Annotated in this window: 11 protein-coding genes; 3 read left to right on the top strand and 8 right to left on the bottom strand. The window is 45.4% G+C overall.

The features are described from left to right. Positions 1–484: 484 nt before the first annotated feature. Entirely contained in the window at positions 485–1,693 is a 1,209-nt protein-coding gene (locus tag F456_RS0119620) for an IS110 family RNA-guided transposase (protein ID WP_018978763.1), read from the top strand. Positions 1,694–2,268: 575 nt separating this feature from the next. Here F456_RS0119620 and F456_RS0119615 read toward each other — a convergent pair. Beyond that, positions 2,269–2,577 (bottom strand): hypothetical protein, encoded by a 309-nt coding sequence (locus tag F456_RS0119615; RefSeq protein WP_018978762.1) that lies wholly within the window; start codon positions 2,575–2,577, stop codon positions 2,269–2,271. Between the two features lie 369 nt (positions 2,578–2,946). On the opposite strand from F456_RS0119615, the gene F456_RS23135 reads away from it, so the two are divergent. Further along, positions 2,947–6,159, top strand: a complete 3,213-nt coding sequence (locus tag F456_RS23135; protein WP_194468895.1) for a fibronectin type III domain-containing protein — start codon at positions 2,947–2,949, stop codon at positions 6,157–6,159. Positions 6,160–6,268: 109 nt separating this feature from the next. Here F456_RS23135 and F456_RS23130 read toward each other — a convergent pair whose 3' ends face one another. The 5 genes from F456_RS23130 to F456_RS0119580 all read right to left on the bottom strand — a co-directional run bounded on the left by F456_RS23130 (position 6,269) and on the right by F456_RS0119580 (position 13,446). Continuing rightward, positions 6,269–7,870 (bottom strand): response regulator transcription factor, encoded by a 1,602-nt coding sequence (locus F456_RS23130; protein ID WP_018978759.1) that lies wholly within the window; start codon positions 7,868–7,870, stop codon positions 6,269–6,271. Further along, positions 7,845–9,569, bottom strand: coding sequence for a cache domain-containing sensor histidine kinase (locus F456_RS23125; RefSeq protein ID WP_169577855.1), 1,725 nt, complete (start codon positions 9,567–9,569; stop codon positions 7,845–7,847). Before F456_RS23125 ends, F456_RS23130 begins: the two co-directional genes overlap by 26 nt. A gap of 280 nt (positions 9,570–9,849) precedes the next feature. Then, positions 9,850–11,496: an extracellular solute-binding protein gene (locus F456_RS0119590; protein ID WP_018978757.1), complete on the bottom strand. Its 1,647-nt coding sequence runs from the start codon at positions 11,494–11,496 to the stop codon at positions 9,850–9,852. Between the two features lie 69 nt (positions 11,497–11,565). Beyond that, on the bottom strand, positions 11,566–12,450 hold the full coding sequence (locus F456_RS0119585; RefSeq protein WP_018978756.1) for a carbohydrate ABC transporter permease: 885 nt from the start codon (positions 12,448–12,450) through the stop codon (positions 11,566–11,568). Between the two features lie 39 nt (positions 12,451–12,489). After that, positions 12,490–13,446 carry an ABC transporter permease gene (locus F456_RS0119580; protein WP_018978755.1) on the bottom strand — a complete coding sequence of 319 codons (957 nt, stop codon included), beginning with the start codon at positions 13,444–13,446 and terminating at the stop codon, positions 12,490–12,492. Between the two features lie 261 nt (positions 13,447–13,707). Here F456_RS0119580 and F456_RS0119575 point away from each other — a divergent pair, with 261 nt between their 5' ends. Next, positions 13,708–14,310: a class I SAM-dependent methyltransferase gene (locus F456_RS0119575; protein ID WP_018978754.1), complete on the top strand. Its 603-nt coding sequence runs from the start codon at positions 13,708–13,710 to the stop codon at positions 14,308–14,310. A 47-nt stretch (positions 14,311–14,357) separates the two neighbouring features. Here F456_RS0119575 and F456_RS0119570 read toward each other — a convergent pair whose 3' ends face one another. Together F456_RS0119570 and F456_RS0119565 are read right to left on the bottom strand one after the other, a co-directional pair. Beyond that, a complete protein-coding gene (locus F456_RS0119570; protein ID WP_018978753.1) occupies positions 14,358–15,110 on the bottom strand; it encodes a class I SAM-dependent methyltransferase in 753 nt (250 codons plus the stop codon). Between the two features lie 161 nt (positions 15,111–15,271). Continuing rightward, the gene (locus tag F456_RS0119565; RefSeq protein ID WP_018978752.1) at positions 15,272–16,192 is read right to left on the bottom strand and encodes an NAD(P)-dependent alcohol dehydrogenase; all 921 of its coding nucleotides are present in this window, start codon (positions 16,190–16,192) and stop codon (positions 15,272–15,274) included. Positions 16,193–16,243: the final 51 nt, after the last annotated feature.

Here is a 16,243-nt window from a genome sequence, read left to right as displayed (position 1 = left end):
TAAATCTATTTCTATTTCCCCTTCGAAATTATTGAAGTTCAAACCATAGTTATAAATCGCTTTGCCATCTATAATTTTTTGTAATTTGAAACTTACGGCTAAACCCATAAAGTAACTTCACTCTTTTCATTTTTCATAGTCTCTTTGTCTGATTTCCGATAACGTTCCTGTATTCACGACTCGACGTATGTCGAGTATCCGGCGAATGTCGGACCCAGGGCCGCATGGCCCGCCGCGTGAATATATCGTTGGTATTCTCAGTTCATCCCGGCTAGTTTGGGGATGAACTTTTTCTTTATACTGGAGAAAACACTGGGTGGAATAACGCATATTTTGTTGGGACACCGATCCCGTCTTGTAAAGTGTTATAAGCCCTTGCCTTTTGTTCATACCCCGATTTAGCTGGTTGGGCCTAGAGCCCGCATCACCGTGCCAACCTGTGGAGAACGAAAGTGCTGGCTCCAGTGAAATTAAGGAGGTCCTCATGAATCAACCGGTACTCAGTATTGACGTGGCTAAAGGTAAAAGTGTGGCTGCTGCTTTTCTTTCCTACCACGATTGTATGTATAAACCGTTTCCATTTTATCATTCCCAAGAAGGTCTTCAAAAAGTTCTAGCTGTTCTGGAGGAGTTGAAATCGGTTTCCGGTCAAGCGCCTAAAGTCGTTCTTGAAGCGACGGGGAACTATTCGAAACCTCTGGCTTCTTTCTTTGCTGCTCACGGATATTCGGTCGTGCTTCTCAATCCGTTGTTGACTCACCAACTGAAGCAAAAGGCCGTACGCAAGGTGAAAACCGATCCCATTGATGCGATACGGATTGCCCACGTTTTTTACTTGCAGGATCCCCAGCCTCACGTACCGTTGAACGAAACCGTTCAGCAGCTCCGTGTGATCTGCCGACAATATCAGCATTGGACGGCTTTATATGGCCAGATGCAGCTTCAATTTCGCGCCGTTTTAGATCTCCTTTTCCCCGGTTATGATCAGGCTTTTCAAAAGGTCTGCAACCGCACTTCCTTGAAGTTGTTATCTCGTTTTCCGACTCCTGCCGAGCTTCTAGCTGCAGATCCGGAAGAAGTGTTGAACCTTCTGCTGAGCAACCGCCGAGGTCGAGCCTGGAATGAAAACAAGCGGAAGCAGCTGCTTGAAATAGCCAGACACAGCCTGCCAGATCTTCATGGCATTGAGGCTCAACAGGCCGTTCTCAAGCCATATATCCACCTTCTTCAAACGTACCAGAATTGCATGGATGACCTTTTACAATCGATGCATACTCTCGCCGAATCGATCGAAACTTACGCACTGCTTCGTACCATTCCCGGGGTAGGACCTTTAACAGCCGCCATGCTCGTTGCTGAAATTGGAGACATCAAAAGGTTCCCTTCCGTGAAGCAGCTAACAGCTTTTGCAGGGCTAGACTCAGCTGTTCACGAATCGGGAACCTTCAAATCCAAGAAGAATCGAATATCGAAACGGGGCTCTTCGTACCTGCGAACGGCGCTTTATCAAGCGACCGTAGCCGGCATTTCCAAGCAGATTCACGGTCCGCGAAATTCGATTCTTTTTCAATTTTATCAGCAAAAACGGGACGAAGGCAAACCGGCAAAAGTCGCGATTGTTGCAGCTTCGCATAAGCTTTTACGCATTATTTTTGGTATGTGGAACTCCGGATCGGCCTTTCAAGCTCATTAAGTACTGAAATTGGATATAGAATCCATTTTTATCTACCTTCCAAGGTAGGTTTATTTCAGTATGTTCCATTTAGACAGCTCAACGATTGTTTTATGAAAGGCTTGACTTTGATTAGCTGGTTTATATGTCGTGAAATCGGCCGGCTTCGTAGCTTTCACCCACAAACTCCAATACAGTCTGTTTCCTCATGGAAACGTACCTGCTTTGGTGCTTTTAAACTTCAAATCCACGATCCGTAAAGGATCTACCTCGTTCGCTCTACGCTATTCCTTCTAATCTAAGATTCGCATAGAATCTACATCCCGTTCTTTCATACTCTTCCTATGTCCTTGCTCTTTCGGCCGAATTTAATGATCTTATAACGCCTTATTCACGAACTTCACTAATCCCCTTCATACTGCAATGTTCCCGAACTTTATAAAAGCCGCACTCTCCAAGACATTTACGAATATCCCTCATTTTATGTACATAAAGCTGCTTCCAACATCCTAACCAACCTTTATTCCCAAGTATATATTTTTTTGAGAATTATAGGAACATACTATTGGCAGCTGAGGACTGAATATTACATTCAATCAAACAAACCCATCTTCCGGTTCTCCTACTTCAAATCCCAGCACCTTCGAAGCTTCCGACTTAAAGGTTCCAATCCACCTTTCCCATCCGTCTTCATCCATTTCCGCATGGAAGAACAGTCCGCTCGGCTCAACGGAAGCGGTAATCATAATCGCATCTTCATCCTTCCCGAACCAATGCGGAATGCCCTGCACATAACCGAGCCATCCCGGCATTCGCTCGTATAACGCGGTAATCTTTTGCCATTCTTTGCCGGGCAGGTCGTAGCGGATATTAAGGTTACAGTTATAAACATTTGTTTTGTCCATTATTGTTCTCTCCTTATATGTAAAAAAGACACTACTCTTATTCAAGAGTAATACCTTTGTACCCTGTAATTGTACTGGTAGCTGTGGAACCTCCATATTTCAATTTACTAAGGATATACTGCAGCATTTACCGCCGACAAGATCAACAGCTGCTGAAGCTGCTATTCTATCGTCAGAAAACAACCAAAATAATAATACCTTACCTGAAATTATGAACCTTACCCTTTTATATGAAAGCGCATACAATCATTGAGAAGACCTTTTCTTTTCTTTGATTGAGTTATTTCTTAGTCAATCTATATTCGCTTAAGTGTGGAAAGGAGGCAGCAAAACTGCTTCATAACCTTTATACAAAAAGGAGGAAAAATGTTGAAAAAAGGACTATCTTCAATTCTGGCCTTCTGTATGAGTGCATCCCTATTGACAACTGTCGGCACGCCTTCTACTGTATCCGCAGAGGTTTCGAAACCTAGCAGCCTTTCTAACACACAATCAGTCCCCTATGAGGAGATTCCAAGCGTAACCGCAAATGTCTATTATGGAGATTTTGTATGGGGAAAGTGGATATTTGACTGGAATGAAGCTTCGGCCGGAACATTGAAGGATGGTATGGTGCGGGAAGTGGGCTCTAACACCCCGCTCTCAACCGGACAAGTCTATACGCACGGAGATATCGTCATGATTGGTTTGGATGAGGAGGTCACTTTTCAGAAGATTGAATTGAAAGCGGACTCATCCGGAAGGATTCCATATCGGTTTAGGCTTGAATATTCCAGCTCTCCCCTGACTTCACCTCCAGGTATTCCGAATCCGGTCACGACTGTTGGCGAATACACGGGTCATGATGCCGCCGGAGATACACTTACAGTTGAACTGGAAAAACCGATTACAGCCCGCAGCATCTGGCTGCAGGCACTGACTAACGGTGAGGATCAGGAACCGGGAGCCGCAGAATGGTCTGTTTCCAACATTCATTTTTACAAAGAAAGCTTCGATACGGTGCCTGCTGCTCCCACTGAGTTAACTGCCACGCAGAATGAAGAGCGTTCGTTAACGTTTAAGTGGTCCATTCCAAATCACAATTACACCCAGTTTGATGTATACCGATCCGCTGAACCGGAAGGTCCATATACCCGAATCGGTTCAACAACCTCACTTCAGTATACGGACAGCGGACTGGAGCCGGAAACGACCTATTATTACAAATTAAGAACAGTTAATTCACTGGGAGAATCGGAATTCAGCGAGGTTCTTACAATGCGAACAAAAATGAATATTGCCTTCTTAAGACTCAGTGAAACTCAAGAAGGCATTTCCCTATCCTGGTCCGATACGGCGGATGCAGCCGAATACGAAATTTACCGGGCTTCAGGGAAATACAGCGAATACCTTCTCCATGCCCGTTCGGATGTGCCTGCCTTCACCGACTCCGTTGAAGGAGACAAGTACCGCTACTACTATAAAGTTCGATTTATAAAAGAAAACGGAGAACCTTCGGATCTGTCGGATGACGTCTCGCTGGAAGAGACGCGCTTTGGCGACACCATGACCTTCTTCAGTCCAACGGATGACCCTGTCGTCATTAACGCCATCACTGCGGAAACGGCTGCCAAAATGAAGCCGATGGCCACTGCAGAATTCAGCAGCGATCGCTACGCGTTCTTATTCAAGCCAGGCGATTATGTTATTGATCCGATTGATGTCGGCTATTATACATCTGTTTACGGACTTGGTTCCACTCCTCTGGAAACAACAATTCCCGAGATCCGTGTGACCGCTTCGGAGTATAACTCGTTAACCAATTTCTGGCGTTCCGTCGAAAATATCGGAATCGACACGGGAGACCCCAATCACGAAGTAATGTGGGCGGCCTCTCAGGCTGCGCCTGCAAGAAGACTTTACGTGAACGGCAAGCTGCAGTTTGATGATAACCAGAAATACGCCAGCGGTGGTTTCTTGGCGGACAGTCTGGTCACGGGACAGACCGGTTCTTATTCTCAGCAGCAGTATTTCCTTCGCAACAACGTTTTCACGGGCGGCTGGTACGGCGGAGTATGGAACATGATGTTCCTCGGAGTCGACAATGCTCCTCCCGAAACAGCAAATTGGGATCAGGCTTCCTATGCCTCGTACACAGTTGAACCTACAACGCCAATCGTTCGCGAAAAGCCATTCCTTTATCACGACGATCGGAGCGGAGAATATGCCGTATTCGTCCCTGCTATTCAGGAAAAAAGGGTTGGCGTATCCTGGTCCGAACATGGTCCGGGCAAAGGCACCTCCATATCAATTGACAACTTCCATGTAGCCAAAGCTTCAGTAGATACCGCCGCATCGCTCAACGCTGCTTTGTCCGAAGGCAAGCATCTGCTGTTCACACCAGGTGTGTACGAATTGGATGCCCCACTTAAAGTTGACCGGGCAAATACAGTCGTTCTGGGAATTGGCTTATCGACTTTGGTTCCGACCAACGGTAACGATGCGATACAGATCGCTGACGTCGGCGGTGTAACCATAGCCGGCATCCTGATTGATGCGGGCGAGGCCGGGTCGCAGCATCTGCTGCAGGTTGGTCCGGAAGGCTCATCGGCCGATCATCGCAACAATCCAACGCTGCTATCGGATGTATACGCCCGTATCGGCGGCGCGGTAGAGGGCAAGGCCGAAGTGTCGGTCGAAATCAACAGCAGCAGCGTTATCGGCGATCACTTTTGGCTCTGGCGTGCCGATCATGGTATGTCTGCCAACCGTACAGGCTGGGATAAAAATACGGCCAAAAACGGCGTTATCGTCAATGGAGACGACGTTACGATCTATGGACTCTTTGTAGAACATTATCAGGAGTACCAGACGCTGTGGAACGGCGAAAATGGAAGCACTTATTTCTACCAAAGCGAAATTCCTTACGACCCGCCTTACCAATCAGATTATATGAGCCATGATGGAACAGTTAAAGGTTACGCTTCTTATAAGGTAGCCGATCATGTCAAATCCCATTATGCCACTGCGCTCGGCATTTACGACGTCTTCATTCATACACAGGAATGGGTTGAAGTCGAGAACGCAATGGAAGTCTCGGACGGCACCACGGTCAAGCATGCGGCTATCGTTTCCTTGGGTGCAAACGGCGGGACCAATCATATTATCAACGGTCTGGGAGAAGGCGTAAAAGGCGGTCAGGCTCAAAAATCAGGGATCAAAGCTTATCCTGTGGAACGCAGCCCGGATACTACTTCCGCTGCTTACAATATGGAGACCGGTATCCTTTCACTGATAGGAAAAGATTATGAGTCTTCGGAAGTAAAATGGAATAAAATGATTCTGCACGGACAAAAAAGTGCTGTCGCTCTCCATTCTTCCATGATTGAAAATGCAGACGTAAGAAATGACCAAATTACGGTCAAGCTGACCGACAAGGCAAATAAAAGGATCGCCAGCCGATTCCAGTACCAAAAAACTAAAAAGGAAAACCGCCTAACCCTGTCTAACGACTATGTAAAAGGAGGTAAAAAGAAAATTATTTCTCTGGAAGTAACGGGCGAACCAAGCAAGAACCATAAATTTGAAAATGCTAATCTGTAATCATGAATTCAGATCGCCGCTCCAGCCTCAAAAGCCAGGATCTGCTGCATATGCAGCGAATCCTGGCTTTTTTAACATATGGGCCTGCGAAAGCTGAAATATCATAGAACTATTCCGGATACGTTTCCGATTGTTCGGCATGCCCCAGCGTAGGAGCGAGCACTTTTTTCTGATTTCGATATTCGACTGGGCTTACCCCTTCGCTTTCTTTGAAGACTCGATTAAAGTTTTTTGTATTTTCAAATCCAACACTCTGAGCAACTTCGAAGATCTTGTCTTGCGTTGTCTCCAGCAGCTCCTTAGCCTTGCCCAGTCGATATCTCTTCAAATAACTGACAAAGTTCTCTCCGGTGTACTCCCGAAAAGCTTGACTAAAGTAGGAATAGTTAAACGATACGATATTTGAAACAAGCGTCATGCTAATGTTCTTGGCGTAATTCTTGTGGATGTACTCTAGAGCCATTTTCATTTCCTTATTATTCAGCTGTGCCGCCTTTAACGTTTTAATATAATTATTAAGCAGCAGAACCAAATCTTCAACTTCATGAACATATTCATGGAAAAAGTTGAAGTTATATGGGTTGCCTACTGCTTTGTAGCGTTTCAGCAGCTCTACCGACTCTTTGCCATACAACTGGAAAACATGATCAAACACCAACTCGTTAAACGTCCTGCTAAGTGCTTCTAGATAATCGATTGAATAGCGGTTAATCTCGTTGGCGTCCATTACTCGGTGAAGAGTGGTCAGCATTTCTCTTTCCCGGCCTGCTCCCATCATATTGGAGATTTTTCTAATCGAGTCCACTGCAATGGAGTAAGGAACCGTTCGGTTCCGAAAATCGTCGTACACCGCAATACCGGGAGTCGAACGCATAAAGGCGTATTTCAACGCAGTGGTGGCCTCACTGTAAGTTTCATACAGCTTCACCATCCCGAAGTTCAGACCACTTACAGACACGATCAGATCAGGATTTGACCTCAGTAAATGTTCAGCAATCCCTTCAAAATCATGCTCTCCCTCTATCACAAGAACCAGATGATTCAGCTTATTGAAGAAGCGGGCATTTCGAATGTCCGACGAAAAACCAGCCGCTTCCAACTCCATTTCCACTTGAGAACGAAACCATTGAGAAGTGAACCTTTCCGGATTCCCCGCATATTTGACCAGCATCATTCGAAATCCGTTCTCCATCCACTGCAGATCGAGCTGCGCGAGTTTGCGTTCGGCTTCATCCGGCTCCACAGGTGCATTCAGAGAGTAGAAATGCAGCTGACTTTCCCTATATTCTTCCCACTGCTGCGCCGAGGTTGTCAGTTTTTCCTTCACTTCTTCTTGGCGAACCAGTTCTTGCTCGATACGCTCGATTGTCTTGGCCAGTTCTTCACGAATAACAGGCTTTAACAGATAGTCCCTGACTTCATATCGAATGGCTTCCTTGGCGTAAGTGAAATCGTCGTATCCGCTGACAATGACGCAGACCGGCTTATGTTCGAAGTTTTGTATCGACTTGATGAGCTCAATACCATCGATCTCCGGCATACAAATGTCGGTAAGCATAATATCAATCGAGGTCGACTTGAATAAGTCCAGCGCTTCAAACGCATCAGAAGCCAAGCAGATGTCGAACCGATTAGCGTACTCCCGCTCAATCATTGCTTTCAGTCCAAGCCGAATGTTCTTCTCGTCATCCACAATCAGAATTTTCCTCATTCTGATCCTCCTTCCCACTCGTTCCGTAGAATGGCAGCTTCACGGTAACTTTTGTGAAACTTTCACGCTGACTGTCGACCGCGATCCCATAGTCATCGCCATAATACATATGAATACGCTGGTTTACATTACGCAGTCCAATTCCGCCTCTCTTTCTCTTTGAAGTCTCCTCCTTGCCGACCGTAGAATGAAATTCTTCGTCGTTCATTGCAAGCTTGCCGTTCAGCGCTTGAAGCTGATCTTCCGTCATTCCAATTCCGTTATCTTGCACTTCAATAACAAATGTCCCTTCGCTTACCTGAGCCCCTAACCGAATCAACAGCCCTTCCTCTTTCATAAGAGCAGAATACACGCCGTGTTTCAATGCGTTTTCTACAATGGGCTGCAGAGACATCTTCAAAAACTCCTGATTCAAATACCGATCGGGGATATCCAACTGCAGTTTCAGCTTCTGATCATGACGAATATTCATAATCGCTATATAGTGACGAATATGACTGATTTCGTCTCGAAGCTGAACCCGGTCATCTGTCCACTTCAAGTTATAGCGCATAATGCTGCCTAATGAAGTCAGGGCATCTGATATCGTGTATTGTCCTTCAACCTCAGATAACATCTTCAGATTCTCCAGTGTGTTGTAGAGAAAATGAGCATCAATCTGATTTCTTAACGATTGCAGCTCCGCTTCTTTGGTCGCTGCACTGCGTTTCACTGCATCTACAATCAGCTCATTGATCTTATTCAGCATCTGCCGGAAGTGATGAGCCAACTCACCAATCTCATCCCCGCCCCGGACATCGATCGAAACGTTGAAGTTACCGCTGCCTACCCGCTTCATTGAATCCTGTAAAATGTGCAGTTTCTTAAGAATCATCGACTGCATGAAAAAAGTGATAATGGCGAGCAAAATTAAAAGTCCGGCTACAACCAAAACTACTTGATTTCGAGTCTGATCGATTTGGGCATACGTTGATTGCAAAGAGATTACATGAACCATTTCCGCATCCAACTTATCGATCGATTCTCGAACGTATAAGTAATCGAAACCTTGATCCGAGATGACGAATGAGGAGCCCTCTTCCCCTTGATGTTGAGCAATCACGGCTCCAATCTGCTCGGTTTCTACACCAATCCAGGGCTTGGCCGAATTTCGGTGAATATTTCCGCGTTTATCCAGAATAAATACTTGAGAATCCTCATTCAAATTATCCGAGTAGAGCATACCGAACACATCTTCAATGTGCATGTCGACTTCAATCATACCCAAATAATGATTTCCGGGATAATAGACTTTTCGAATGATCGATACATAGGATTTTACTCTCTTTACTTCGGAGGGATTGCTGTTCAAAATCTCGGTTTCATTATTTAGAATTTCTATTAAAACGCTTTCATTTTGCTTCATTGCCAACTGATAAGCTGGTTTGTCTTTGATTCGTTCTTCTCGATAAATAATCGGCCAGATTTCACTAATGTTCGGATTAGCTACAAAGAAATAAATATTCGCAATCTCCGGGTTATTGAATAGGAGACGCTGAATGTAGTCAAAGGAAGTCGATTCGAAGTTCATGACTTCAAGTGCGCTGGGCTCCGTATCCGAACTTGCATACTGAAGCAGCTGATCATCAGAAACTACAAGTTGGGCCGAACGTTCCATCGTTTCTATTTTATTCATCACTTCGCGCTTTTCGTTTTGCATCGAGCTTTGGCTTCTTTCAATGATATCCTGCACCGTATTTTCGTAAAAATTGGTAAACAGATAGTTAGAAATAATTATAATGGGAACAAGAATAATGACAATATAGGCCCCGATTAATTTAATCTGAATCGATAAGCCATCAAAGCGCCGCTTGACTTCTTGTATGATTCTTCGCAGCCTATTCATGTCATCCTTCCTCATTTCCAGCACCGTAATTGGGTTAATGTAAAATCATGCAACCGGAAACCTTAAGGTTTCCGGCAGCAGTAACACTTATTTATTATTGAAGAGTCACAAGCTTTTCCTTATTTTTCTGGAGCTTGGCATTCTGGTAGGCGATAATCTTATTGTACCCAGCTGACTCCCGGAATTGAAGATATTTGTTGAACATATCGTCAAATTCGGCATCGGACTTAGTAAACAGCAGCTTTGGCAGCACTCTGCCCCACTCTTGATTGATTTTGTTCGAGACAATCCCTTCTTCCGAAGTTCCTGTCGGATTAATCCCTTCATAGAGGCTAAAATCTACCGTCTTTCCCTTTGTCCAATCTTCCAACTGCTTTCCGGGTTCTACACTTGGTGCATCCCATTGCATTCTCATATTCGTATCCATGAGCATCCAATATTGATAACTTACCCCGTACTTCTTCCCAGCGGCTCCTCCGTCTTTATTCATTAAGTCGATCACTTCAGGCAGCAGTTGATCTTTCCCGTCTATCGTATCATAAGTGATCCCTTTTTGACCCAATGAAGTATCCTTTTGTCCTTCTTCACTGATTAAGTAAGTCAGGAATTGAACGGCTCTTGCTTTGTCCTTTACATTTTTGGAGATCATCGTAAGTGTCCAACCCCCAATGCCGGGACCTGATAGAGTAGGCTGATCCATATTGGTGTTAGACGGACCGTCTACGGCAATATAGACACTGTTCGGGTCCTGTTGGTACAGAGATGCATTTTGAGCCGACATATCTGTTCGTTGATACATCATGGCGAAGTAACGTCCCTGCGCGATTTTTTCCTCCATTTGAGGACGCTTGTCAATGAAAATGTCTTTGGACAAGAGCCCTTGGCGGTTGGCCTCTGCAAAAGTTTTCAGCCATTTGATATACTCAGGATCCCTCGTTCGATCATAAATTTCTCCATCTTGCTCACGAGGGAGAGCAAGGAAGTTCATCAGATGATCACCCAATGCATTATTACCGATGTCTGTGAACTCTTGAAGCCCCAAAGGAATGAGCGGCTGCCCATTGACTTCCGGGAATTTCTCTTTGGCTGCCTGCAGTGCACCCAGGAATCCCTCAGGTGTTCTCATATCGGGGCTTCCGATCGCTTCGTACATGTCTTTGCGTACAAGGAACGTTTGGGCTGAAGTGAAGTTTTCGCCATACTTCTTGAAGTCTTCCGAAGAAGAGGAGGCATTCGGGAAGCCGTACACATTGCCATCTTCCTTCTTCATCCATGCCAGCTTCGCCGGGTCAGCCGTTTTGTAAAAGTACGGATCGTATTGATCAGCCAGCTCATTCAACGGGAGAACAAGCTTGCCTTCAATCATTTTCTGTACAGCGTCATTGGACACGTCGATCGTAATGAAATCCGGCAGATCGCCCGAAGCGATCAGCGTATTCAGTTTTTCATTTTCGTTGCCTGGCGGCACGATGAAGTTCACGCTTACGCCAGTCTTATCAGTAATGTATTGGCTGGTCAGATCTTCGCCCCATTTAGCCCCGAACCAGGAGAAATTCATATACCAATCAAATGTAATCGGCTCTTTACTGCTCTTCCAGCCGGGCTCGTTGGGATTTACAGCAGCCGCAGCTTTTTCGGTAGACGCCTTATCATTACCGCTACCGCCGGGAGAACATGCAGTGACCCCTACTGTTAACGATAAAATGATTGCAGCAAACATAAATCGACCCTTTTTCCGCATTTGTCTATCCCCTTTATTCTTGGTATGGACATACTTTCGCAATCTGTCTGCAGACAAGATAGGCAGTGATCACCCCTTAATCGACCCGATCAACATCCCTTTAACGAAATACTTCTGCAGAAACGGATATACCAGCACAATAGGCAGTGTTGTAATTACCATGGTCGCAAGCTTGATGGACTGTGAAGTAACTGTCTTGTTCACTACGCCGGCGTCCGCTGCGATCTGATTGGAGCTAGACTGAGCGATAATTTTATACAAATAAGTCTGAATCGGCTGTAAATCCGGATTATTAATGTAGATCATGCCTGTAAAGTAGTCGTTCCACTGCAGCACTCCCTGGAACAGCGCAATGGTAGCCAGTACTGGCATGGAGAGAGGAAGAATGATTTTGACGAAAATTCGCAGATCGTTAGCCCCATCAATCTTAGCTGCTTCTTCCAGCCCTTCAGGGATTTCCCGAAAGAACGCCATGAAAATGATTAGGTTAAAAAAGCTGAACAGCGCAGGAATGATGTATACCCAGAAGCTGTCGAGCAAACCCAACTGGCGAATCAATAAGAAAGAAGGAATCAACCCTCCACTAAAGAACAAAGTGAAGGTACCCAAAAGCAGATAAACTCGTCCGCCAATCAAGTCTTTTCGAGACAGCGCATAAGCAACCATAGCTGTAAATAATACATGAGTAACGGTTCCTACTAGAGTTTTGGAAACGGTTACAAACATGGCGGTCATGATACCCGAGTTATCGAAAACCGCTTGGTAGTTGCCTAGACTGAACATACGCGGCCACCAATAAATTCCGCCTCTCATAGCATCTGTACCTTCATTCAGAGAGTTCACCAGTACATACCATATGGGATATAAGGTAACAAAACATATAAGCAGCATTGCCGCGGTATTCAGCGTATCGAATATTTGCTCTCCGGATGTCTTTCGTTTCAAACCAAACATAAGCGTTCCCTCCCAGCTCCTTGTCTCCTCGCGATTTCGTTAGAAAAGAGAGGTGTTGTTCAAGCGTTTAGATACAGCATTTGCGACTAGCAGCAGGATCAACGCGATGACGGACTTGATCAACCCTACGGCTGTCGAATAGGAATACCGGCCCTGTTGAAGTCCAACTTGATAAATATAGACGTCGATTACACTGCTGGCTGACTCGTTTAGTTGATTTTTCAGAACAAGAATCTGATCAAAATTGGAATTCAAGACTCCACTGACTGCGAGAATGAACAGAATCGATATGGTGCCCTTGATCGAGGGAAGCGTGATCCGGAACATCTTCTGGAATCTTCCCGCACCGTCTATCGTGGCAGCCTCGTACATTTCGGGCGAGATCCCGGCAATTGCCGCCAGATAAATAATAGCGGACCACCCGAGCTCTTTCCAGATATCAGAAGTAATGACAATACCCCAGAAATACTTTGGCTCAGCCAAAAAAACAATAGGTTCCGCAATGAGCTTAAAGTTTATCAGCAGATCGTTAATAATACCCACATCGGAAAGCCATGTTGTAAGAATACCGCCCAGAATAACCCACGAAAGGAAGTGAGGCAGGTAAGAAATAGTCTGGACGCTCCGCTTAAAACGAACCGAACGAATTTCATTTAGGAACAGCGCGAACAAGATCGGAAGCGGGAAGCCGATGGCCAGCTTAAGAAAACTCATACCCAGCGTGTTTTTGATAACATTGCCTAGATTCTCATCTTGGAAAAAGGCTTTAAAATGGTCTAACCCTACCCAAGGAGACTCCGATATGGAACTAATAATATTAAACTCTTTGAAAGCGATAACAATTCCGTACATGGGAAGGTAATTAAAAACGATCATCCAGATTACACCGATAAGCGCCATTGCTTGCAAGTACCGTTGATTATACAGCTTTCTCCAAAAGGTTTTTTTCTTGGTTTTAAGCGACTCTGATGCTTGAACGCTAACTTTTGTGCTCACGCGCTGCACCTCCCTCATCAATGAAACTGTTTCGACCTCCCGGGAATAATTCTATTGTATGCCAAGCATTGGGAAAGGATAAGGCATTAAATTTTAGTCGGAGTTGCAGAATTTTGGCTGTATAATTTCACCTGCATCTTGCAGAGGACGAAGCTTCTTTTGATCGCGGAATGATTAGAGCACCTATGTATTCTGTTTTCGATTTCAATGTGATACGTTAAATGGACGAGTTTTATATTATACGTGCGGAGATGATGTTCAGTGGGAAAGTGGTTTGTGAACTTATATGATCCTTTTATGGCACCTTTTGAAAAAAAGAAATTTAAAACCATTCGAAAACATCTTATTCAGCAGGCCGAGGGGCATGTGCTGGAAATCGGATCCGGAACAGGCGTGAATTTTCCCTTTTATAAAGAGGCCCTTCATGTCACCCGCGTAACAGCGATTGAACCGGATCCCAGCATGTTAGACAAGTCTCTCTCTAAAATCAAAGACCTTTCAAAGGTTCACGCTTATTTAGGGGATGCGCAAAAGCTGCCTTTTCCGGATCATACTTTTGATACCGTTGTCGGCACTCTTGTCTTTTGCACCATTCCTGATCCCGAGAAAGCATTGAGCGAAATTCAACGTGTCTTGAAACCGGAAGGAAAGCTGCTGCTTTTTGAACATGTCCGCTTAAACCACTTCTTCTTGAGCAGACTGCAGGACCTGCTTACTCCTCTCTGGAAGCAAGTCTGTCACGGATGCTGCTTAAATCGCAACACACTGCAAATCGTTACAGAGGCTGGCTTTCATGCAAAAAAAGTAGACTCGACCTATAAAGGATTGTTTCTGACTATGGAGCTGATCTCTTCGAAATCTTAAACGTTAACCCTTTTTGCATCGCACACTTTCGAATGCTTCTTTAACGTTCAGGACAACTTTCTCGCTTTGATCACAAACGTCACAGGAAAGACTTTCGCTCTTCGCGCAAGACCGCTCTCCTCGCTCTGCAGCTGCCTCAGCTCTTCGTCGGTTTCTTCCACTATCTGCTCGATTGTAAATCCGGCTTTGGCCAATGCGTTGATGTAGTCGGACAGCTTGCGATCGGATAAAGTAAGTTCACCTTGAACAAACTCGGGAGCTACAGCGCACCAGGAATCATCGTAATAGCTTTTACCAAATACAAATTTCCCGTCCTCTTCAACGACAGATCGATGTATGGGATGCGACCAGCTGAAAATGAATACGCCGTCTTTTTTGAGATAGGAAGCAATGCGGCTAAACGTTCGTTCAAGGTCGGTAGTCCAGCCTATCGCGTAAACGGAGTAGACATAGTCGAAGTAGTCCCTCGGCAGGCCGCATTCTTCCTCCATCGGCGAGCAGATCAGGTTAGCTGCAATTCCGTGCGCTGCCAGATGCTGCTCTGCTTTCTCAATCTGCTGCGCCGATAAATCAATCCCCCACAACTCAGCTGCCTGCTGTTCACTCTGGTACTGCAGCGATTGACCGTTTCCGCAGCCGATCTCCAGCACCTTTTTCCCAGAGATGTCACCGAACAGCCGGTACTTCTCTTCCGAGACAAACGCCCCGTACAAAGGCAGTATAATCGCGCTTAGAAATTCATTTCCTCTTGTGTCCCAGTAGGAACGGTTAATATGATGAATGTTCTCCGTATGCGTCATTATGTCTTCTCCATTCTATTACGAGGTTGTGAGGCAGGTGCAAGGCAAATCGATAGCTTGGATTTCTTTGGCTGAATAAGATTGGAATAAACGAAATCAATGGCCAGAGGAGAATCGAAATGAGACTGTTTGGACGATTACCGGACAGGCAGAGAAAGCCGCTATCTCCCTATCGTGATCGCTACATTGCCTTTCTTCCGCCCGGTATCTACATAGCGATGCGCCTTTACGATTTCCTTCAAAGCATAGGTGCGGTCAACGACTGGTTTCAACTTATGATCTTCAAGCAGACTTTTTATAAACAGAAAATCGGCTTCTTCGATCTTCGCCAGTCGACTGTTGTTGACAAAAATACCGTTTGGCGTCAGGATTTTCTGGCACTGTGCGGCTTTGGACTTGATCACGGCATCGTATACGATGTCGTATCGAGTTTCCGAGGCTGTAAAGTCTTCCACTGTATAATCAATCACTTGATCTGCTCCCAGAGATCTGACCAGCTCGAAATTACCTCTGCTGCACACCGCCGTAACTTCCGCTCCATAATATTTTGCAAGCTGAATCGCATAGGTTCCCAGACTGCCGGACGCTCCATAGATCAGCACTTTTTGACCCGAACGGATATTGGCTTTTTGCAAATTTTTCAAGGCTGTCAGTGCTCCCGACGGAACGACTGCCGCTTCTTCATGAGATAAATGGCCAGGCTTCAAGACGACCATTCCCTTTTTCTCTCCAGTACCCTGTTCTACTTTTCCAGGCAAACAAATGTATTCGGCACACCCTCCTCTGAATCCTGTGAGTCCAAAGACCTCATCTCCTGGCTTAAAGGACTGGACGTCTTTGCCTACCGCCTCGATTACACCGGATACTTCCAGTCCCAATATTAAATTCTTCTTGGGCTTGAGCATACCGAATAGCAATCTCACCAAGAGCGGATCTGCTTTTCGAATACGGGTATCGCCGATATGGGCAGAAGCTGCAAGTATTTTGATCAATACTTCATGGTCTTTCGGTGTCGGCCTGTCCACTTCTTGAATCTTCAGCACTTCCGGCGGTCCGTAGTTTGTACAAATTACAGCTTTCATAGAGGGCCTCCTAGTTATGAGTCGTTATTTGTCCCGAATCAATATCGTTGC

It is taken from the genome of Saccharibacillus kuerlensis DSM 22868, from assembly GCF_000378145.1.
In the GTDB taxonomy this organism is placed as follows: Bacteria; Bacillota; Bacilli; order Paenibacillales; family Paenibacillaceae; genus Saccharibacillus; species Saccharibacillus kuerlensis.
The sequence above is the reverse complement of the archived record's forward strand: the minus strand, read 5'-3'. Positions and strand labels throughout refer to the sequence as shown.